The organism is Pseudomonas mandelii (genome assembly GCF_006438925.1).
GTDB lineage: Bacteria > Pseudomonadota > Gammaproteobacteria > Pseudomonadales > Pseudomonadaceae > Aquipseudomonas > Aquipseudomonas mandelii_C.
In genome coordinates this window covers 296,280-317,779 of the sequence record NZ_RCZA01000004.1, presented here as the reverse complement: position 1 = coordinate 317,779, position 21,500 = coordinate 296,280, and the positions used below count along the sequence as shown (strand labels likewise).

Genomic DNA, 21,500 nt, shown 5'->3' with positions numbered 1-21,500 from the left:
TATGAAAACCGCAACACTCGCCGCCCGCCGCTGGTGGTACATCATGCCCATCGTATTCATCACCTACAGCCTGGCGTACCTGGACCGCGCCAACTACGGGTTCGCCGCCGCCTCCGGGATGGCCGCCGACCTGATGATCACGCCGGGCCTGTCGTCGATGCTCGGCGCGCTGTTCTTCCTCGGCTACTTCTTCTTCCAGGTGCCGGGCGCGATCTACGCCCAGAAGCACAGCGTGAAGAAGCTGATTTTCGTCAGCCTGATTCTCTGGGGTGGCCTGGCCACGTTGACCGGGATCGTCTCCAACGCCTACTGGCTGGTCGTCATTCGCTTCATGCTCGGCGTGGTCGAAGCCGCAGTGATGCCGGCGATGCTGGTGTACCTGTGCCACTGGTTCACCCGTGCCGAACGCTCACGGGCCAACACGTTCCTGATCCTCGGCAACCCGGTGACCATGCTCTGGATGTCGGTGGTGTCGGGCTATCTGGTGCAGCATTTCAGCTGGCGCTGGATGTTCATCATCGAAGGTTTGCCGGCGGTTATATGGGCATTTATCTGGTGGCGTCTGGCCGATGATCGTCCCGCCCAAGCCAAATGGCTGAGCGATCAAGAGAAGCAGGATCTGCAAAGCGCCCTGGCGGCCGAACAGGTCGGCATCAAAGCGGTGAAGAACTACGCCGAAGCCTTCCGCTCGCCGAAAGTGATCATCCTGGCCTTGCAGTTTTTCTGCTGGAGCATCGGCGTCTATGGCTTCGTGTTGTGGCTGCCGTCGATCCTCAAGGCTGGCGCGCAAATGGACATGATCGAGGCCGGCTGGCTTTCGGCGCTGCCGTATCTGGCGGCGGTGATCGGCATGCTGCTGGTGTCCTGGGGCTCGGACAAATTGCAGAAGCGCAAACGCTTTGTCTGGCCGCCGCTGCTGATTGCTTCGATTGCGTTTTATGGTTCCTACGCCCTGGGCGCTGAACACTTCTGGTGGTCCTACACCTTGCTGGTAATCGCCGGCGCCTGCATGTACGCACCTTACGGGCCGTTTTTCGCCATCGTCCCGGAAATCCTGCCGGCCAACGTCGCGGGTGGCGCCATGGCGCTAATCAACAGCATGGGCGCGCTCGGTTCGTTTGGTGGTTCGTATCTGGTGGGCTACTTGAACAGCTCCACCGGCTCGCCGGGTGCTTCTTATCTGTTGATGAGTGGCGCGTTGATGCTCTCGGTGGTACTGACGATTTTCCTCAAGCCCGGCGCCAGTGACCGGGTCGTGGCCAAGGCCGTTGTGCAACGGTCGACGGCCGCTCATTCCTGAATTGAAGTTGAGATGATGACGATGAAAAAGCAGGTTGTGCTGTACAAGAAACTCTCGCCGCTGCTGATGGCTCGCCTGCATGAGCAGACCGAAGTGACGCTGATCGACAACCTCAATGCCGATGGCCTGGCTGCGCTGCGCGAGGCCCTGCCCCGGGCCCAAGGGTTACTCGGTGCGAGTCTGAAACTGGATGCCGGATTATTGGATCTGGCACCAGACCTGGAAGCCATCGCCAGCGTCTCCGTAGGGGTCGACAACTACGACATTGACTACCTGACCGAACGACGCATCCTGCTCAGCAACACCCCGGACGTGCTCACCGAAACCACTGCCGATACCGGTTTCGCGCTGATCCTGGCAACCGCCCGGCGCGTGGTTGAACTGGCGAACATGGTTCGCGCCGGTCAATGGAACCGCAATGTCGGTCCCGCGCAATTCGGTACCGATGTACACGGTAAAACCCTGGGCATCATTGGCATGGGGCGGATCGGTGAAGCGCTGGCCCAGCGTGGGCATTTCGGTTTTGGCATGCCGGTGATTTACCACAGCCACTCGCCGAAACGGGCGGTCGAGCAGCGGTTCAACGCGCAATACCGTAGCCTGCCGGAGCTGTTGCAGCAGGCGGATTTCGTTTGTCTGACCTTGCCGCTGACCGCTGAAACCGAAGGGCTTATCGGCGCAGAGCAATTCGCCCTGATGCGCCCCGAAACCATCTTCATCAACATTTCACGGGGCAAGGTGGTGGACGAGGCGGCGCTGATTCAGGCCTTGGGTGACGGGCAGATACGCGCTGCGGGGCTGGATGTGTTCGAACGCGAGCCGCTGAACACTGACTCGCCGCTATTGCAGCTGAACAACGTGGTGGCGACGCCGCACATTGGCTCGGCGACGCATGAAACGCGAGAGGCGATGGCCACGTGCGCGGTGGACAATCTGCTGGCGGCGCTGGCGGGTGAGCGACCGGCGAATCTTGTGAATGTCGGGGCGTGGAAAGGCTGAGGAATTCGGCGCCTGTCAGTCAGCCATCGCGAGCAAGCTCGCTCCCACACTGGATCTACGACGTTCACAGATCCCTTGTGGGAGCGAGCTTGCTCGCGATGAGGCCAGCACAAACAACATAAATCCTTCAGGCCCGACGAGCCTCCAGAAGGTCCGCCGCACACAACGCAATCCGCCGGCACGCATCCGCCAGCTTCAACTGATCCACCACCAACCCCAACCGAATATGCCCCGCCGCACTCGGCCCGAACGCTTCACCGGCCAGCACTGACACGCCATAACCTTCCAGCAGCCGCTCGGCAAAACTCTGGGCACACAACCCGGTCTGGCGTACATCGATCATCACGAACATCCCGCCATCAGGCCGGATCGGCCGGATGCCCGGGCAATCACTCAGGCTCGCGCACACCAGGTCGCGACGCTGGCGATACTCCTCGCGCATCAACGCCACTTCCGGCAGATCCTCATCCAGCGCCAATTGCGCGGCGTTCTGGATGAAATCCGGAATGCCAAACAGCATGCACAACGACAGGTGCACCAAGTGTTCGGCCAAAGGTTTCGGCCCGATCACCCAGCCCACACGCCAACCGCTCATGGCGTGGGATTTGGACAGGCTATTGATGGTCGCGGTGCGTTCGGCCATGCCCGGCAGGCTCGCCGGGCTGATGTGCTCGCCTTCATACAACAGATCGCTGTAGACCTCGTCGCTGATCAGCCACAGGTCGTGACGAACACACAGCGATGCCAGTTCCTGCCAGACCATCAGCGGCAAACTGGCGCCGGAAGGATTGTTCGGACTGTTGAGCACGATGGTGCGGGTTTTCGGCGTGATCAGCGCCGCGACATCCGCTGGATCGACCCGAAAGCCGTTCTCGGGGCGCACCGCCACCGGCACCACTTTGGCTGCGCAGGCACCGAACACGCCTTCATAGGTCACGTACATCGGCTCGGCGACGATCACTTCATCGCCCGGGTCGAGCAGGCATTGCGCGACCGAATACACCGCACATTGCGCGCCCGGCAGCACGATCACATGATCGGCATCCACCGTTTGACCACTGCGACGTCGATGACGGTTGGCAATGCTATCGCGCAATCCCCGACTGCCACGGACTGACGGGTAGTGGGTGTCACCGGCCAACAAGCTATCGATGCACGCCTGAACGATGGGCTGCGGCGTATCGAAGTCGGGATCGCCGATCGATAGCAGCAGCACATCAACGCCTTGCTCAATTAATTCCAGTGCTCGGTCGTGAATTTGCCAGGCCGCTGCGCCGTCACCGGCAATTCGTTTGGTCAAGGCTGAATAGCGCATGTAATTCTCCAGTCGCGCGGGTTCCAAGCCACAACCCTATCTCAAATCACGAAACGCGCCACCATGGCATTTAAATCCACGGCCAGGCGCGACAGTTCGTGCGTCGCGGCGCTGGTCTGGTTGGCGCCAGCGGCAGACTGGGTGGCCAGGTCGCGAATGTTCACCAGGTTGCGATCGACTTCGCGGGACACCTGAGCCTGTTCTTCGGACGCGCTGGCGATCACCAGGTTGCGCTCGTTGATCAATTGGATCGACTGAGTGATCTGCTCCAGCGCAACGCCGGCGGCGCGGGCCATTTCCAGGGTGCTTTGGGTGCGTTGATTGCTTTGCTGCATTGAGGAGACCGCTTGGCCGGTGCCGTTCTGGATGCCGGCGACCATTTTTTCGATTTCCTGGGTCGATTGCGCGGTGCGATGGGCCAGCGCCCGGACCTCGTCCGCCACCACCGCGAAACCGCGCCCGGCTTCACCGGCACGGGCGGCTTCGATTGCAGCGTTAAGCGCCAACAGGTTGGTTTGCTCGGCGATGGCGCGGATCACGTCCAGCACCTTGCCGATGTCGCGCCCCTGAGCGGCCAGGCCTTCGATCATCACCGAGGTGTTTTGCACATCGTGGGTCATGGTCTGGATCGCGCCGACGGTTTCCACCACACGGTCGCGCCCTTCACGGGCAGCCTGGGTCGACTGATTCGAGGCTTCGGACGTCGACACTGCGTTGCGCGCCACTTCTTCCACGGCGGCGGTCATTTCGTTGACCGCGGTGGCGGCCTGTTCGATTTCGTTGGTCTGCTGTTGCAGACCGCGGGACGCTTCTTGGGTGACCGTGCTGAGTTCTTCAGCGGCGGCACCCAGTTGGGTGGCGGAACCGGCGATCTGTTCGATGGTTTTGCGCAGGCTGGCCTGCATCGCGGACAAGGCACTCAACAAGCGGGCGGGTTCGTCAGTGCCGTCGACCTCGATGGCGTGAGTCAGGTTGCCGCCGGCAATGGTTTGCGCCGCCAGCAACGCACGGTTCAGCGGCGTGACGATGCTGCGGGTCAGCAACCAGGCCAGCAGCACGGTCATCAGCGCCGCGATGACTGCCACGACGATGATGCCGGTAATCGCGCTGCGGTACTGCTCGCCCGCTGCGGCCGATGCGGCTTTCGCATCGGAACTATTCAGCGCCACCAGTTTGTTCAGTTGCTCGCCCATCTGGTCCGTACCGTCCTTGATCCGGGTGTTGATCAGCGTGCGCATCTCGTCGAGCTTGTTCTGCCGCGACAGCTCCAGCATCTGGTTCTGGGCTTGCATGTAGCTGTCCAGCGTTGCCGTGAACGTCTTGTACAGTGCGGCCTCTTCCGGGGTGGCCGACAACGCGGCATAACTGGATTGTGCGCTGCGAACCTTGTCGACCAGCACGCCGATACGCGTCTGGGCTTCCTGCAACGCGGCCGGATCACGGTTGACCAACACCCGGAACGAGAGAATGCGCATGCGCAGGACGTTTTCCGTCAGGTTGCCGAGAAACCCGACGCTGGGCAGCTGCGTGGTTTCCATGTCGATGGACGCTTGGTGGATGGTCGTCATGCGGTTCACGGCAAACACACCCAGCACGATGACGAGCAAGGCAATAAAGGCAAAACCCAGGAAAGCTCGAGGCGCGATATTCAGATTACGCAGTGACATAGGATGATTCTCGGGTGATGGGGCTACGAGCATCCTTGCGTGATCGCTGAAATGGCAGGCGGCGGCGCACGCGCTTTCAGTTTGGCGCCACTGTTGGAATAGGTTTGTGTGGGCCTATTGGCTGTATCGGCCGGAGATGAGGTTTCCTGCGGGGATTGGAGAAATAAATTTCAGGAGGGTGCGAGTGTTTCAGCGGTGAAACACCCTAGCTCCATGTAGCAGCTGCCGAGCCTGCGAGGCTGCGTTCGGCTGCGAAGCAGTCGTAAATCCGGCAACCGGTTTTTCCTGACACAACGCGCCGCATGACTTCACGACTGCTTCGCAGCCGAACGCAGCCTCGCAGGCTCGGCAGCTGCTACAGGATAGCGGGGGGTCAGGTTTTGCGAGCGGCCACCCGCCAAACCCGCGCAACATCACTCGCCCGCTCCCGCAACAACCGCGGTGCCTCGGCACACGCCTGCTCCAGCGTCATCGGTCCACTGGCCAAGGCAAACGCGGCATCGATGCCATGTTCGTACAGCGCCTGATAACCCTCACCCAATGTTCCCGCGAGGACGATCACCGGCACGCCGTGCTGCCGAGCAATACGCGCCACACCAAACGGCGTCTTGCCACGCAGGGTCTGAGCATCGAAACGACCTTCACCGGTGATAACGAGGTCGGCGCCTTCGACCGCATCCTCCAGGCCGACCAGTTCGGCGACCACTTCGACCCCGGCCTTGAACGGCGCCCCCAGAAACGCCTTGGCAGCAAACCCCAGGCCGCCTGCCGCACCGCTGCCTGGTTCGTCACGTACGTCTTTGTTCAGGACCTGAGCGCACCGTTCGGCAAAGTGCTCGAGCGCGCGATCCAGTTGTTGGACTTGCTCGGGTGATGCCCCTTTTTGCGGGCCGAAAATCGCTGAGGCACCGTGAGGGCCACACAGTGGATTATTGACGTCGGCGGCGATGTCGAATTGCACCTCGGCCAGACGCGGATCGATTTCACTCATGTCGATTCGCGCTAGTTGCGCGAGGGCCAAGCCGCCCGGTGCCAGTATTTGGCCTTGGGCGTCCAGCAGTTTGACGCCCAAGGCTTGCATCGCACCCGCCCCGCCGTCGTTGGTGGCGCTGCCGCCAATCGCCAGAATGACCCGTTGCGCCCCGGCATCGAGCGCCGCGCGGATCAACTCGCCGGTGCCGAATGTACTGCTGATGCAGGCGTCACGCTTGCCCGGCGGAACCAGTTGCAGGCCACTGGCCTCGGCCATTTCAATGATCGCGGTGTGGCTCTGGGGCAACCAGCCCCAAGTGGCCTCAACCGTTGCGCCGAGCGGCCCACGGACTTGGGTGCGGTGCAATTCGCCCTCGCACGCCGCCAGAATAGACTCGACGGTCCCCTCCCCGCCGTCAGCCATCGGGCATTTGACCAGGAGCGCATCGGGCCAAACCTGCGCCAACCCCAGAGCAATGGCATCAGCCACGCCCTGGGCACTCAGGCTGTCCTTGAACGAATCGGGGGCGATGACGATTTTCATGCGAATTCTCCAGTTCCAATGCGTTCCATGCTGCCAGCAGGCAAGAACAATAACGCCGGTCCGCTGCACAAGCGGCCATGACGATTATTGTTCATTTCCACAAAACCTCACTCCACACCGTCCGTCGTAGCAGCTGCCGAGCAGCGCGAGGCTGCGTTCGGCGGCGAAGCCGTCGTGAAATCATGCACCGCGGTGAATCAGGTAAACCTCGTTTGCAGAATTTACGACGGCTTCGCCGCCGAACGCAGCCTCGCGCTGCTCGGCAGCTGCTACGGGGTTGTGTTCGGCAGTTCAGTCTGCGGCAAGAGCTGGACGCCGAGATAAAGCGCCAGCATCCCGTCGAGTCTTAACGGATCAACACCACTGAGCTCGGCAATCCGCTCCATCCGGTAACGCAGGCTATTGCGATGGATGCCCAGCGCATCGGCACAGGCCTGACTCTGACCATCGTGATCGCACCAGCTGCGCAGGGTTGCCAGCAGTTGGCCGTTGCCATCCTTGGCGATGACTTTGCGCAGCGGTTTGAGCAACTCGTCCAGCGCGTCGTCGTTGCGGTGCCGCCAGAGCATCACCGGCAACCGATAACGGTTGAGCGTCAGCAAACGAGAGTGCGGCAACACATCTCGCCCATAGGCCAGCAAATCGCCGACGCGTCGATAGCAACGACGCAGCCCGGACAATCCATCCGCCTGCCCGCCTACGGCGATGCGCAGAATGTTCCAGCCGAGGCCGTCGAGTTTTTCCAGCAACCGGTCATTCTCGATCGCCTGCGCCGCCGGCCGGCACCAGAGCAACGATGACTTGGCCGAACTCACGCACCAACTGTCCGGGTAGCGCGAAGTCAACCAGGCGCTGAGCGCCTCGACGGTTTGCCCCGGACCGTGTTCCATCCCTAACTCGAACAGGTACGGCACCCGCGTCATCTGCGGCTTGAGCCCCAGTTGTTGCGCTTCATCGATCAGCCGCGGCGAATCCCCGGCCTCGCTGAGCAGCAACGCCAGCAGATCATCGCAACGCTGGCGCCGCCATTGCTGTTCGGCCTGCTGATTGCGCTGGCCGACCAGCATTTCGGCGGTCATCCGCACCAGCTCGGCGTAGGTGCGCAATTGCTCGGGTTCACCGGTGATGCCCAGCACGCCAATCAAGCGCTGATCGAGCAACAACGGCAGGTTGATGCCCGGCTGCACGCCTTTGAGATGGATCGCGGTTTGCGCGTCGATCTCCACCACCCGCCCGTTGGCCAGCACCAGTTGCGCGCCTTCATGCCGGGTGTTGACCCGCTCCGGTTCGCCGCTGCCGAGAATCAGGCCCTGGCTGTCCATGACATTGACGTTGTACGGCAGGATGGCCATCGCCCGGTCGACGATGTCCTGGGCCAGGTCGTGATCGAGTTCGAACATAGCGGGGTTCCTTGAAAGCGCGATGGAGCGGATTGTTCACCCGCACAGGCCTTGGTTGCAAACCCTGTGCTCAGGCACAAAGACAATGACCCAAGCGTTGGCCGAGACTCACCGGGCGGTCAACGTTACCCTTTGCATCGCAAAAAATCATAATAAAGAGAGAGCCCGCCATGTCACAGAGCGCCGCCGCTACCCAGGCCATCGTTGACGAAAAAAACGCCGTCTACAAACGCATTACCCTGCGTTTGATTCCCTTCATCTTCATCTGCTACCTGTTCAACTACCTCGACCGGGTGAACGTTGGATTTGCCAAGCTGCAGATGCTCGATGCACTGAAATTCAGCGAAACCGTGTACGGCCTCGGGGCCGGGATCTTCTTTATCGGTTACGTGTTGTGCGGCGTCCCCAGCAACCTGGCCCTGACCAAATTCGGCCCGCGCCGCTGGATCGCACTGATGATGATCGTCTGGGGCGCGCTCTCGACCTGTTTGCTGTTCGTCACCACACCGACCGAGTTCTACACCCTGCGCCTGTTCACCGGCGCGGCTGAAGCCGGGTTCTTCCCGGGCGTGGTGCTTTATCTTTCGCAGTGGTTTCCGACCTTCCGCCGTGGCCGCATCATGGCGTTGTTCATGTCGGCGATCCCGGTGTCCGGCCTGCTCGGCAGCCCGTTTTCCGGCTGGATCCTCAATCACTTTGGCGCAGGCCAGGCGGGTTTGGCCGGCTGGCAGTGGATGTTCCTGCTGCAAGGCATTCCGACGGTGATCCTCGGCGCCCTCGCCTACTTCCTGCTCAGCGACAGTTACGCCAACGCCAAATGGCTCACGCCGTTCGAGCGCTCGGTGCTGGAAGCCGACCATGCTATCGATCTGGCCAACAAACCGAAAACCAGCACCGACTCGCTGCTGGCGGTGTTCAAGAACCCGGCGATCTGGGCGTTTGGTCTGATCTATTTCTGCATCCAGAGCGGCGTCTACGCGATCAACTTCTGGCTGCCGTCGATCATCAAGAACCTGGGCTTCAGCGATAACCTGGTGATCGGCTGGCTCAGTGCGATTCCGTACCTACTGGCGGCGCTGTTCATGTTGATGGTCGGCCGCTCCGCCGACCTGCGCAAAGAACGCCGTTGGCACTTGGTGGTGCCGATGCTCATGGGTGCGGTCGGTTTGTTGATCGCTGTGAACTTTGCGACTACGCCGGCCATCGCCATCCTCGGCCTGACCATCGCCACCATGGGCGCCCTCACCGGCCTGCCGATGTTCTGGCCGGTGCCGACCGCGCTGCTCAGTGCGGGTGCGGCGGCAGGTGGTTTGGCGTTGATCAACTCCATGGGGCAGATGGCCGGGTTCCTGAGTCCGTATCTGGTGGGTTGGGTCAAGGACAGCACCGGGTCGACCGATGCGGCGCTTTACCTGCTGGCGGGCGTGATTGTTTGCGGGAGTTTGTTGGCGCTGCGCATGACCCGTACGCTTCGCGTCTGATCACCGAAGATCCCCTGTGGGAGCGAGCCTGCTCGCGAAAATGGAGTGTCAGTCGGCATCATGGTTGCCTGGCACACCGCTTTCGCGAGCAGGCTCGCTCCCACATTTGATCTTAGGGTGTTTGATATTTGCGTTTGCGCCTGGCGGCTGTTCTGGTATTTGATTGAGCCTTTCTCCCACCGGTAAAAGGATTTCGTCATGAGCTATCGCACGCTGGGTCATTCGGGTTTGCAGGTATCCACCCTGACCCTGGGCACCATGATGTTCGGCGAACAGACCAGCACCGAAGATTCCCTGCGGATCATCGACAAGGCCTGGGACCAGGGCATCAATTTCATCGACACCGCAGACGTTTACACCAACGGCCGCTCTGAAGAGATCGTCGGCGAAGCGATTGCCGGTAACCGTCACGAATGGGTGCTGGCGACCAAGGTCGGTTTCGGCCCGGTGGACGGTGTGCCGAACCGCAGCGGTCTGAGCCGCAAGCACCTGTTCAATGGCATCGACGCCAGCCTGACGCGCTTGGGCACCGACTATCTCGACATCTATTACCTGCACCGCGAAGACCACAACACGCCGCTGGAAGTCACGGTGTCGGCCATCGGCGATTTGATCCGCCAGGGCAAGATTCGCTATTGGGGTTTGTCGAACTACCGTGGCTGGCGCATCGCCGAGGTGATTCGTGTGGCCGATCAACTGGGCGTCGACCGGCCGGTGATCAGTCAGCCGCTGTACAACATCGTCAACCGTCAGGCGGAAACCGAACAGATCACCGCCGCGCAAAACTATGGCCTGGGCGTGGTGCCTTACAGCCCGCTGGCTCGTGGTGTGCTCAGCGGCAAATACGCGCCGGACGTGAAGCCGGATGCCAACAGCCGCGCCGGCCGCGCAGATAAACGCATTCTGGAAACCGAATGGCGCGTCGAATCCCTGCGCATTGCTCAGCAGATCCAGCAGTACACCCAGGGTCGCGGCGTGGGCATTGTCGAATTCGCCATCGCCTGGGTGCTGAACAACAGCGCCGTCACCTCGGCCATCGTAGGGCCGCGCACTGAAGAACAATGGGATGCCTATACCAAGGCTCAAGCGGTGAAGATTACGGCTGAGGATGAGGCGTTTATTGATTCGCTGGTTGTGCCTGGGCATGCGTCGACGCCGGGGTTTAATGATGTGAGCCATTTTGTGTCGGGACGCAAACCGCGTCTGGCTTGAGATTGATCGCGAGCTGGCTCGCTCCCACAGGGCATTCGTGGCAGATGCAGATTTTGTGTTCGGCGCAGATCAAAGGTGGGAGCGAGCCTGCTCGCGAAAGCGGTGGGTCATCCAAACAAGATGTTGGATGTGCCGGCCTCTTCGCGAGCAGGCTCGCTCCCACAGGTTCTTAGCTCATTAGCTAGCTAAGCTTTAGCCCACAAGAAAGGGATGTTGGAAATATTGATCACTCGGCCAATATTCAGCACAGAAACCACGTATCCTGCGCGGCCCGTTTGACCTTCAACCCGCGAGGACAGTTTGTCTAAAGGTATCGCTCTATCGGTTTCAGCCTCGGTGCTGTTTGCCGTCATGTATTACTACACTTCGTTGCTCACGCCTTTGAGCGGCGTGGAAATCTTCGGCTGGCGGATGCTGCTGACCCTGCCCTGCATGACCGTGTTCATGGTGGTCTCCGGTGAATGGAAACGCGTAGTCGCCCTTTTTCGGCGGCTGGTTGGCCAACCAAAACTGCTCGCTGGCCTGATCGTTTCCGCGACGCTGCTTGGCCTGCAACTCTGGCTGTTCATGTGGGCGCCGCTCAACGGCTATAGCCTCGACGTGTCCCTGGGCTACTTCCTGTTGCCGCTGTCCATGGTGCTGACCGGGCGGTTCGCCTATGGCGAGCGACTGTCTTACCTGCAAAAGGTTGCGGTGTTTTTTGCTTCCCTCGGTGTGCTCAACGAGCTGTATCAGGTCGGCGGTTTTTCCTGGGCGACCTTGCTGGTCGTCATCGGTTATCCGCTCTACTTCATCCTGCGCAAACGACTGGCGACCGACAACCTCGGCGGTTTGTGGATGGACATGGCCTTGATGTTGCCCGTGGCGTTCTGGTTTGTTCAAGGCGGTGATCAGGGTTTCGCCGTGTTCGATCAACATCCGTGGCTGTCGCTGCTGATCCCGTTGCTCGGTGTCATCAGCGCTTCGGCGCTGGTGGTCTACATCATCGCCAGCCGGCTGTTGCCGTTCAGCCTGTTCGGGTTGTTGAGTTACGTCGAGCCGGTGCTGTTGCTCGGCGTTGCGTTGCTGCTGGGGGAAAGCATCAAGCCCGGCGAGTGGCTGACCTACATTCCGATCTGGCTGGCGGTGGTTGTGCTGGTGTTTGAAGGGTTCAAGCATTTGATGCGACATCGACGCCCTTAAAAGCAAAAGATCGCAGCCTTCGGCAGCTCCTACAGTGTGAACACAATATCCCTGTAGGAGCTGCCGAAGGCTGCGATCTTTTGATCTTAAAAAGCCCGGCCTGCATTGCTGCTGACCGGGCTTTTTTTTACATCTGAAACGGCTTAGTCGGTGGAGAGCACACCACGACGAACCTGGTCGCGCTCGATGGATTCGAACAGCGCCTTGAAGTTGCCTTCGCCGAAACCGTCGTCGCCTTTACGCTGGATGAATTCGAAGAACACCGGGCCCATCAGGGTTTCCGAGAAGATCTGCAACAGCAGACGCTTGTCGCCCGACTCGGACGAACCGTCCAGCAGAATGCCGCGCGATTGCAGTTGATCAACCGGCTCACCGTGGTTCGGCAAACGACCTTCGAGCATTTCGTAATAGGTTTCCGGCGGCGCGGTCATAAAGCGCATGCCGATGCTTTTCAGGTGATCCCAGGTTTTGATCAGGTCATCGCTGAGGAAGGCAACGTGCTGGATGCCCTCGCCGTTGAACTGCATCAGGAACTCTTCGATCTGCCCGGCGCCCTTGGACGATTCTTCGTTCAGCGGGATGCGGATCATGCCGTCCGGCGCGGTCATGGCCTTGGAGGTCAGGCCGGTGTATTCGCCCTTGATGTCGAAGTAACGGATCTCGCGGAAGTTAAATAGCTTCTCGTAGAAGTTGGCCCAGTAGGCCATGCGACCGCGATACACGTTATGGGTCAGATGGTCGATGATCTTCAGGCCGGCTCCGACCGGGTTGCGGTCAACGCCTTCGATGAACACGAAGTCGATGTCGTAGATCGAACTGCCTTCGCCGAAACGGTCGATCAGGTACAGCGGCGCGCCGCCGATGCCCTTGATCGCGGGCAGGTTCAGCTCCATCGGGCCGGTTTCGATGTGAATCGGCTGGGCGCCCAGTTCCTGAGCCCGGGCAAACGCCTGCTGGGCATTCTTGACGCGGAACGCCATACCGCACACCGACGGACCGTGCTCGGCCGCGAAGTAAGAAGCAACGCTGTGAGGTTCGTTATTGAGGATCAGGTTGATCTGGCCCTGGCGATACAGGTGCACGTCTTTGGAACGGTGGGTCGCGACCTTGGTGAAGCCCATGATCTCGAAGATCGGCTCCAGGGTGTTCGGGGTTGGCGATGCGAATTCGATGAATTCAAAGCCCATCAGGCCCATTGGGTTTTCGTATAAATCTGCCATGGTTGGCGCCTCATCATTTTCTTGTCAATTAACGGTTCGTTAGTTGCTAGCAATGCTGAGACCGGCGGGTGGCGCGCAGGAGATGCCCCGCACGCTGCGGGCGAGGAAGTCACCGTAGATCAATTGAAACCCAAAACTCTTCATTGTCGACCCAAGGCTCTTGCGGGCGAGGCTTCTGCTGCCAGAAGACGATTATTCTTATATGCGTAAACCGATTCTACACAGCGTAACTAGGTTTGTCCGCCTTCTGTATCAAATCCCCTTTTTCCCTGCTCGCGCAAGGGGTTTGTTGCACAGGAAAATCCCCGCGAGGATCAGCCCTCCTCCCAGGCACATCGCCAGGGTCAACTGCTCGCCTAACAACAGCGCACCGAGGATCACCGCAGTCAGCGGGTTCAGGGCAATGAACACGCCTGAACGCGTCGCGCCGATTTTGCGAATGCCGTCGTAATAGCCGATATAGGCCAGCGCCGAACCCAAAACGCCCAGGTACATCAGGCTGATCCATTGCGTTGCTCCGAGGCTGGCAAGTGCAGCAATACTCAACTCACCGCGAACAGCACTGGCCACCCACAGCATCAGCGTGCCCAACAGAATCGAGTACGTCACCGTTTGCACCGGGCCCAGGGTTTGATTCAGGTCTTTGGAGAACAGCGAATAAACGCCCCAGCCAAGCACACAGCCAAAGATCAACAGATCGCCGATCCAGGCGTCGGGATTGCCGGCCAACAATTGTGGGTTACGGCTGACGATCACCAGGCTCGCCCCGACAATGCAGATCACGATTCCGAAAACTTTTGCTCGACTCAAGTGTTCCTTGAACAACAGCCATGACGCGAGCCCGATCACAGCAGGGTTCAACGCCACGATCAATGAAGCCCGTGAGGCATTGATGTAGTGCAGCCCATAAAAGAAGCACAGGTTGTAGAAAAAGATCCCGAAAAAACCCAGCAGCGCCAATTGCAGCCATTGCCGGGGGCTGGGCCTTGCGAGAGGCACGCGGGCCAGTAGCAGAAACACCAGCAACGCCACGCTGGCCAGCAAGAATCGCAGGCTGGCGGCAAACAAGGGGCTGAGGCTGTCGGCCAGAAACCGTCCAGCGACAAAGGTGCCGCCCCAGATCATCGTGACGGCAGCCAGTTTCAGATAAACCGGGACATCCGAAGGGTTGGACAGGCTCTGCTCACAGGTCGTCATAGGTTTCCAGAACGAGAAATCGGGGGAGATGACGTATCATTCGACTAATGCCTTCTCATCGTAAAATGAGTAAACACTCATGACCCTTACCCAACTGGAGATATTTTCTCTGGTCGCCGAGCTTCAAGGTTTTACGGCGGCAGCCAATCGCTTGGGGATTTCCCAATCCGCGGTCTCTCATGCCCTCAAGTCGCTGGAACAGGAATTGGGCGTCGAGCTGCTGCGCCGACATCAATCCCGGGTCGAACTCAGTGACATCGGCCAACAGCTTTTGCTGCGCGCCCGGGCGATGCTGGGTCTGGCCAACACCTTGCGCCAGGAAGCAGCGGATGCGCGCGGTATGAAGCGCGGCACGTTGCGCATCGGCTCGTTTGGCCCCACCTCATCGATCAAACTGCTGCCGCTGATCCTGCAGCACTACCGCGCGGCTCACCCGGGCATCGAGGTCCACATTGACGAAGGCCCGGACCGGCAGGTGATCCAGTGGCTGGAGGAGCGGCGTATCGACATCGGCTTCGTGGTGTTGCCCGAGGAACGGTTCGACACCTTTGCGCTGATAGAAGACCAGATGGTCGCGCTGCTGCCCGTCGATCATCCGCTGGCCCGCCGCGACAGCCTGAGCTTGAGCGATTTGTGTCACGACCCCTTTGTCTTGACCGAGGCCGGCTCGTCGGAACTGGTATCGCAGTTATTCAGTGCTGCACGGCTGACACCGAACATCCGTTATCGCTGCTCACAGTTACTGAGCACGCTGGACACCGTTGGCCGAGGCGACGCGCTGACGGTCGTCGCCGAAAGCTCATTGCCCGCCGACCGCGACAGTCGCTACGTGAAAAAACCACTGTCGCCACCGGTCGCCCGTCAGGTCGGTCTGGCAGTGCTCGACCAGCGCCAGTCATCCCCTGCGGCGCTGGCTTTTATCAAATTGGCCGAGGGTCTGAACTACCGCTGAGCGGCACACTTACCGAGGGCCAACTATCATGGCCTCTACCTCAACTCTTTTTGGAAGGCGTCCGGTCCTGCCAGCATTTGAGAGCCCTATTTCATCGTGACAGGTTTCGCAAATGCCACTGAACGTCAAAACCCGCCGCAAACGCGGCATCAGGATGGCGGTGACGCTACTGAGCGGATTACTCCCGGTGTTGTTGGGGTTAGCCATTCTTTATATGCAAGCTGAGCGTGCGCTCAAGCAAAGCACTGAACAGACGGCCGAAGAAGCCATTCGCCAATTCGAATTGATGCTCGACAACACCGCCCAGGCCGCCCGCGAATTGCTGCCGCTGGCCGGTCAAAACTGCAACGACGTCAAACTGGCCTTACGCGAACAGGTCACCCGCCGGCCGTTCGTGCGCTCGACCAATCTGCTGTGGGACAACACCATTTACTGCAGCTCTTTGTTCGGTGACGTTCAGGAAGCGAGCGTTTCCGGCGACTACAGCAAAGGCGCATTGTTGCTGATGAAAGGCAACCCGGTTACGCCCGATACCGCATTGCTTGTGTATCGGCTCAGCAAAGAAAAACAGGGCGCGATGAGCACCCTGGACGGGTATCACCTGACCAACGTACTGCGGCTAATCGGTCGCAAGACAGTGCTGCTACTGCAAGTCGGCCCCCATTGGTTGTCCGCCGATGGCAAATTTCATGAAGGTGCCGTGCCTGCCTTTGCGGTGGCGCAAACCAGACTGGAATCCTCGCGTTACGCCTTTTCGGTGGCGGCCGGATTTCCCGAAGGCGAAACCTGGCGCTTTATGAGCAGTGAGTATCCGCCGCTGTTCAGCTTGCTGATCTTCTTCGGTGTGATTTCCGGCGTGATCGGGCACTTTGTGCAAAAACGCTCGTCAGCACCGAGCAATGAAATGCGGCGCGCCCTGGAAGCTGCAGAGTTCATTCCGTACTTTCAGCCTGTGGTGCATGGCGATAACAAGAAGTGGTCCGGCGCCGAGGTACTGATGCGTTGGAATCATCCAAAGGAAGGTCTGGTGCGCCCGGAGCTGTTCATTCCGTTTGCCGAACACTCCGGGCTGATCGTGCCGATGACCCGCTCATTGATGCAGCAGACCGCCGAATGGTTGGCGCCTGTTTCATCCTCCTTCGAGGGCGCTTTTCACATCGGCATCAACATTACCGCCAGCCACTGCAAGGACCTGGAACTGGTCGAGGATTGCCGTCAATTCCTCGCGGCCTTCGAACCGGGTGCCGTCAGCCTGGTGCTGGAACTCACCGAGCGCGAACTCATCGAGCCCACGACCATCACCCACCAACTGTTCGAACAGCTTCACGCGCTGGGCGTGATGATCGCGATCGATGACTTCGGCACTGGTCACTCAAGCCTGGGTTACCTGCGTCAGTTCAATGTGGACTTCCTGAAAATCGACCAGAGTTTTGTCGCCATGATCGGCGTTGACGCCCTCTCACGGCATATCCTGGACACCATCATCGAACTCTCGGCCAAGCTTGATCTGGGTATCGTCGCCGAAGGCGTGGAAACCACTGAGCAAAGTGATTATCTGACCGCCCGCGGCGTGAACTTCTTGCAAGGTTATCTGTTCGGCCGGCCAATGCCCGGCGCGGACTTCATTAACGCATTAAGTCACCATTAACTAGCGGCACTAAGCGACGAGACAAGGAGATCGCGCACCAATTTGAATCAAAAGACTACTGTTGTTACATGAAGAAAAAGACAGGATTTACTCTTGGCCAATTAACTACTACAATTTTTCATGCCTGCGCTAGATTGGCAGGTGAGCCATTATCACCGGGTCGCTTCAAGGCTCTTGGCTTATAGCTTTGTTTGCGGTTGGTATCAGCCAAACACACTATTGGAGTAAAGATATTGTCCAGACTCGCTGAATTTCGTGCAGCTGAAAAGGCCCTTCAAGAGCAGCTCAAGCAGCTGGAAACCCTGAAGAATGATGCCGGGCTCAAGAAAGAAATCGAATTCGAAGAAAAGCTCCAGGGGCTGATGAAAACCTACGGCAAGAGCCTGCGCGACATCGTCGCCATTCTCGATCCGAACCCGGCAAAATCCGGTCTGCAACAGGCAGCAGCGCCTAAAACCCGCCGCGCTCGCGTGGTCAAGGTTTATCAGAACCCGCACACCGGTGAACTGATTGAAACCAAGGGTGGCAACCACCGCGGCCTGAAAGCCTGGAAGGAACAATACGGTGCGGCTACCGTTGATTCCTGGCTGCGTGGCTAAGCACTCGCGGTGACAAAAATAAAGCCCTGCCAATGCAGGGCTTTTTCATGGACGCCTTCTAAATGCAACGATTGGCGTCGATCAACTCGCTACTTGTTGAATAACTTTGTGCTTAATCCCTTTGGTATCTAAAAATTTCCGAGTGCGCTGAAACCGGCAGCCATTGAAATCTTTAACTAAAGTTTCAAGCTGTTACGGGCTGCCTCTATTTCATCCTGACTTGCCTTATAAACCTCTGCCTGCCCCGCGTAGGAAAGAACATAGGCCTTATCGCCATCCACGGCGGCAACCAATGTTTGAGAGAGCACATGCCTTCCGTTCTGCGTGATCGTGCAGGTAGTTTCCAGCGCTGATAAGCGGCTCAACGTCGTCGGGTGGATCTTGTTGCAGACACTTTGATAACCGCCTTGAAAGAAGTCCTTCTGCACCGACTTGCGCATCTCCAGCAACACGCCTTGCAGATTCACCTGATGACCACTTTCCACCTGAGTCATGGTCAATTCCATCACCATCACAGGCGTGCCGCCCTGATCGTTTTTCACCGCACGCTGGTGGGACACCTGGGTATTGGCGTCATCTTGCGGGACGGCTTCGACCTCCCAACCGCTGGGCCAGGTCATGATTGGCTCATCTGCGTGAGCGCTGTTAACACCTGAAAGCACGCAGATCAGGACGAACATCGATTTACAGAAACGAATCATTGCAATGAACACTCACGGATTGAACCGTAAAGTCTGAGCCTCGCCCGTCTGTCAGGCAATAGCCGACTGTTTGGGTTTGGTGATGTCAGAGCCCTTGCGTATCATTGTCGCCATTCGTTAGCCCCACTTATTTTCCGGAGGGCCCATGAGCCTGCACGAATTGAACACCTTCCCAGGCGTGACAGCCCAACCTGACACCGCCACCCAGAAGTTCGTCTTCAACCACACCATGCTGCGGGTCAAGGACATCACCAAGTCCCTGGATTTCTACACGCGCATTTTGGGTTTCTCGCTGGTGGAAAAACGCGACTTCCCGGAAGCCGAGTTCAGCCTGTACTTCCTGGCGCTGGTCGATAAAAACCAGATCCCGGCCGACGCTGCTGCCCGCACTGAATGGATGAAGTCGATCCCCGGCATTCTCGAGCTGACCCACAACCACGGCACCGAGAACGACGCGGATTTCGCTTACCACAACGGCAACACCGACCCGCGCGGTTTTGGCCACATCTGCATCTCGGTGCCGGATATCGTCGCTGCGTGCGAGCGCTTCGAAGCGCTGGGCTGCGATTTCCAGAAACGACTGAATGACGGCCGCATGAAGAGCCTGGCGTTCATCAAGGATCCGGATGCCTACTGGGTCGAGATCATTCAGCCAGCACCGCTGTAAAAAGATCGCAGCCTGCGGCAGCTCCTACAGAATCGAGCCTGACCTGGCTTTTGTAGGAGCTGGCGAAGCCTGCGATCTTTTGATCCGCCTACAAAAAACCCCATGATCGCTCATGGGGTTTTTGTGTTTTCAGCGTCGGGGTTTTATGCCGGAGCCGAGGTACGGATCAAGTGATCGAATGCGCTCAAGGAAGCCTTGGCGCCCTCACCCACCGCAATCACGATCTGCTTGTACGGCACGGTGGTCACATCACCGGCAGCGAACACACCCGGCATCGACGTTTCACCGCGGGCATCGACGATGATCTCGCCGCGAGGCGACAGCTCGATGGTGCCTTTGAGCCAGTCGGTGTTGGGCAGCAAACCGATCTGCACGAAGATCCCTTCCAGCTCGACGGTACGCAACTCGTCCGACTGACGATCCTTGTAGCGCAGGCCGTTGACCTTCTGACCGTCGCCCAACACTTCAGTGGTTTGCGCACTGGTGATGACGGTGACGTTCGGCAAGCTGTGCAATTTGCGCTGCAAGACCGCATCGGCGCGCAGCTGTATGTCGAACTCCAGCAGCGTTACGTGGGACACGATACCCGCCAGGTCGATGGCTGCTTCGACGCCGGAGTTACCGCCGCCTATCACCGCCACGCGCTTGCCTTTGAACAGCGGACCGTCGCAGTGCGGGCAGTACGCCACGCCTTTGTTGCGGTATTGCTGCTCACCCGGGACGTTCATTTCACGCCACCGCGCACCGGTCGCCAGGATCACCGTCTTGGCTTTCAGGGTCGCGCCGCTGGCGAAGTGAACTTCGTGCAACTCGCCATTCTTGCCCGGCACCAACTTGTCGGCGCGTTGCAGGTTCATGATGTCGACGTCGTATTGCTTGACGTGTTCTTCCAGCGCCACAGCCAGTTTCGGCCCTTCGGTTTCCTGCACGGAGATAAAGTTCTCGATGGCCATGGTGTCGAGCACCTGCCCACCAAAACGTTCAGCCGCCACGCCGGTACGAATGCCTTTACGGGCGGCGTAGATCGCGGCCGAAGCACCGGCCGGGCCACCGCCGACGACCAGTACGTCGAAGGCTTCTTTGGCGCTGATCTTCTCGGCCTGACGCTCGATGCCGCTGGTGTCGATCTTGGCGAGGATTTCTTCCAGGCCCATACGGCCCTGGCCGAAGTTCACACCGTTCAGGTAAACGCTTGGCACGGCCATGATCTGACGGTCATCGACTTCGGCCTGGAACAGCGCGCCGTCAATGGCGACGTGGCGGATGTTCGGGTTAAGCACGGCCATCAGGTTCAATGCCTGGACCACGTCCGGGCAGTTCTGGCAGGACAGCGAGAAGTAAGTCTCGAAGTTGAACTCGCCTTTGAGCGAGCGGATCTGTTCGATCACTTCAACGCTGGCCTTCGAAGGGTGGCCGCCGACTTGCAGCAAGGCCAGCACCAGGGATGTGAATTCGTGGCCCATCGGGATGCCGGCGAAACGCAGGCTGATATCAGCACCCGGGCGGTTGATCGAGAACGATGGTTTACGGGCATCGTCACCGTTGTCGAGCAAGGTAATTTGGGTAGAAAGACTGGCAACGTCTTTCAGAAGTGCGAGCATTTCCTGGGATTTCGCACCGTCGTCGAGGGAAGCAATGATCTCGATCGGCTGGGTGACCCGTTCCAGGTATGACTTCAACTGGGCTTTAAGATTGGCGTCCAACATACGGGCGATTTCCATGCTTTTAATAGGGAGTGAATTCGAAAAAAAACGCCCGAGCGAATCTCGCCCGGGCGTTTTTATTGGGCGGTTGCAGCTTACTTAGGTGCGGAAACCCGCCCTGATGATGCGATCCACAGACTTAGATCTTGCCGACCAGGTCCAGGGACGGAGCCAGAGTGGCCTCGCCTTCTTTCCACTTGGCTGGGCAAACCTGGCCTGGGTGAGCAGCGACGTACTGAGCAGCCTTGATTTTGCGCAGCAGCTCGGAAGCGTCACGGCCAACGCCGCCATCGTTCAATTCAACGATTTTGATCTGGCCTTCAGGGTTGATCACGAAGGTGCCACGGTCAGCCAGGCCAGCGTCTTCGATCAGCACGTCGAAGTTGCGGGAGATGGCGTGGGTCGGGTCGCCGATCATGGTGTACTGGATCTTGCCGATGGCTGGCGAAGTGTTGTGCCAGGCAGCGTGAGCAAAGTGGGTATCGGTGGAAACGCTGTAGATCTCGACGCCCAACTTCTGGAACGCGTCGTAGTTGTCAGCCAGGTCTTCCAGTTCGGTCGGGCAAACGAAGGTGAAGTCGGCTGGGTAGAAGAATACGACAGACCATTTGCCTTTCAGGTCAGCGTCCGACACTTTTACGAAGTCGCCATTTTTGAAGGCGTCAGCTTTGAACGGTTTAACTTGGCTGTTGATGATAGGCATCGATGACTCTCCGTCAGGGTTGAAAAGTTTGGTTGAGA

General features: G+C 59.1%; 18 protein-coding genes. 9 read left to right on the top strand and 9 right to left on the bottom strand.

Annotated elements, in window-relative coordinates; genetic code table 11:
- Position 1 precedes the first annotated feature (1 nt).
- Both EAH74_RS11520 and EAH74_RS11515 read left to right on the top strand, forming a co-directional pair.
- Complete coding sequence (locus EAH74_RS11520) at positions 2-1,300, top strand: MFS transporter (protein ID WP_140678402.1); 1,299 nt, start codon at positions 2-4, stop codon at positions 1,298-1,300.
- Between the two features lie 21 nt (positions 1,301-1,321).
- A complete protein-coding gene (locus tag EAH74_RS11515; protein ID WP_140678400.1) occupies positions 1,322-2,299 on the top strand; it encodes an NAD(P)-dependent oxidoreductase in 978 nt (325 codons plus the stop codon).
- 127 nt (positions 2,300-2,426) lie between these two features.
- Here EAH74_RS11515 and EAH74_RS11510 read toward each other — a convergent pair whose 3' ends face one another.
- The 4 genes from EAH74_RS11510 to EAH74_RS11495 form a co-directional block, all read right to left on the bottom strand.
- Positions 2,427-3,614 (bottom strand): pyridoxal phosphate-dependent aminotransferase, encoded by a 1,188-nt coding sequence (locus EAH74_RS11510; RefSeq protein WP_140678398.1) that lies wholly within the window; start codon positions 3,612-3,614, stop codon positions 2,427-2,429.
- A 41-nt stretch (positions 3,615-3,655) separates the two neighbouring features.
- Positions 3,656-5,281, bottom strand: coding sequence for a methyl-accepting chemotaxis protein (locus EAH74_RS11505; RefSeq protein WP_140678396.1), 1,626 nt, complete (start codon positions 5,279-5,281; stop codon positions 3,656-3,658).
- A gap of 373 nt (positions 5,282-5,654) precedes the next feature.
- Complete coding sequence (locus EAH74_RS11500) at positions 5,655-6,797, bottom strand: glycerate kinase (RefSeq protein WP_140678394.1); 1,143 nt, start codon at positions 6,795-6,797, stop codon at positions 5,655-5,657.
- Between the two features lie 269 nt (positions 6,798-7,066).
- On the bottom strand, positions 7,067-8,197 hold the full coding sequence (locus EAH74_RS11495; protein WP_140678392.1) for a sugar diacid recognition domain-containing protein: 1,131 nt from the start codon (positions 8,195-8,197) through the stop codon (positions 7,067-7,069).
- A 170-nt stretch (positions 8,198-8,367) separates the two neighbouring features.
- Here EAH74_RS11495 and EAH74_RS11490 point away from each other — a divergent pair, with 170 nt between their 5' ends.
- The 3 genes from EAH74_RS11490 to rarD all read left to right on the top strand — a co-directional run bounded on the left by EAH74_RS11490 (position 8,368) and on the right by rarD (position 12,072).
- On the top strand, positions 8,368-9,678 hold the full coding sequence (locus EAH74_RS11490) for an MFS transporter (protein WP_140678390.1): 1,311 nt from the start codon (positions 8,368-8,370) through the stop codon (positions 9,676-9,678).
- A 198-nt stretch (positions 9,679-9,876) separates the two neighbouring features.
- A complete protein-coding gene (locus tag EAH74_RS11480; protein WP_111450105.1) occupies positions 9,877-10,890 on the top strand; it encodes an aldo/keto reductase in 1,014 nt (337 codons plus the stop codon).
- A gap of 300 nt (positions 10,891-11,190) precedes the next feature.
- A complete protein-coding gene (gene rarD / locus EAH74_RS11475; protein ID WP_140678388.1) occupies positions 11,191-12,072 on the top strand; it encodes an EamA family transporter RarD in 882 nt (293 codons plus the stop codon).
- A 143-nt stretch (positions 12,073-12,215) separates the two neighbouring features.
- Here rarD and hppD read toward each other — a convergent pair whose 3' ends face one another.
- Both hppD and EAH74_RS11465 read right to left on the bottom strand, forming a co-directional pair.
- The gene (gene hppD / locus EAH74_RS11470) at positions 12,216-13,292 is read right to left on the bottom strand and encodes a 4-hydroxyphenylpyruvate dioxygenase (RefSeq protein ID WP_008155142.1); all 1,077 of its coding nucleotides are present in this window, start codon (positions 13,290-13,292) and stop codon (positions 12,216-12,218) included.
- A 252-nt stretch (positions 13,293-13,544) separates the two neighbouring features.
- Complete coding sequence (locus EAH74_RS11465) at positions 13,545-14,489, bottom strand: DMT family transporter (RefSeq protein WP_140678386.1); 945 nt, start codon at positions 14,487-14,489, stop codon at positions 13,545-13,547.
- A 79-nt stretch (positions 14,490-14,568) separates the two neighbouring features.
- Between EAH74_RS11465 and EAH74_RS11460 the strand changes: the two genes are divergently transcribed.
- The 3 genes from EAH74_RS11460 (at position 14,569) to EAH74_RS11450 (ending at position 17,688) form a co-directional block, all read left to right on the top strand.
- Positions 14,569-15,441: a LysR family transcriptional regulator gene (locus EAH74_RS11460; RefSeq protein ID WP_140678384.1), complete on the top strand. Its 873-nt coding sequence runs from the start codon at positions 14,569-14,571 to the stop codon at positions 15,439-15,441.
- A 112-nt stretch (positions 15,442-15,553) separates the two neighbouring features.
- Complete coding sequence (locus EAH74_RS11455; RefSeq protein ID WP_140678382.1) at positions 15,554-17,089, top strand: EAL domain-containing protein; 1,536 nt, start codon at positions 15,554-15,556, stop codon at positions 17,087-17,089.
- 233 nt (positions 17,090-17,322) lie between these two features.
- Positions 17,323-17,688, top strand: a complete 366-nt coding sequence (locus EAH74_RS11450; RefSeq protein ID WP_140678380.1) for a histone-like nucleoid-structuring protein, MvaT/MvaU family — start codon at positions 17,323-17,325, stop codon at positions 17,686-17,688.
- 176 nt (positions 17,689-17,864) lie between these two features.
- On the opposite strand, the gene EAH74_RS11445 is transcribed toward EAH74_RS11450, so the two are convergent.
- Positions 17,865-18,389 (bottom strand): DUF4946 domain-containing protein, encoded by a 525-nt coding sequence (locus tag EAH74_RS11445; protein ID WP_140678378.1) that lies wholly within the window; start codon positions 18,387-18,389, stop codon positions 17,865-17,867.
- A gap of 145 nt (positions 18,390-18,534) precedes the next feature.
- Between EAH74_RS11445 and gloA the strand changes: the two genes are divergently transcribed.
- The gene (gloA, locus tag EAH74_RS11440) at positions 18,535-19,056 is read left to right on the top strand and encodes a lactoylglutathione lyase (protein ID WP_046054068.1); all 522 of its coding nucleotides are present in this window, start codon (positions 18,535-18,537) and stop codon (positions 19,054-19,056) included.
- 143 nt (positions 19,057-19,199) lie between these two features.
- On the opposite strand, the gene ahpF is transcribed toward gloA, so the two are convergent.
- Both ahpF and ahpC read right to left on the bottom strand, forming a co-directional pair.
- Positions 19,200-20,762 carry an alkyl hydroperoxide reductase subunit F gene (gene ahpF, locus EAH74_RS11435; RefSeq protein ID WP_140678376.1) on the bottom strand — a complete coding sequence of 521 codons (1,563 nt, stop codon included), beginning with the start codon at positions 20,760-20,762 and terminating at the stop codon, positions 19,200-19,202.
- 136 nt (positions 20,763-20,898) lie between these two features.
- Positions 20,899-21,462 (bottom strand): alkyl hydroperoxide reductase subunit C, encoded by a 564-nt coding sequence (gene ahpC / locus EAH74_RS11430; protein WP_010460707.1) that lies wholly within the window; start codon positions 21,460-21,462, stop codon positions 20,899-20,901.
- Positions 21,463-21,500: the final 38 nt, after the last annotated feature.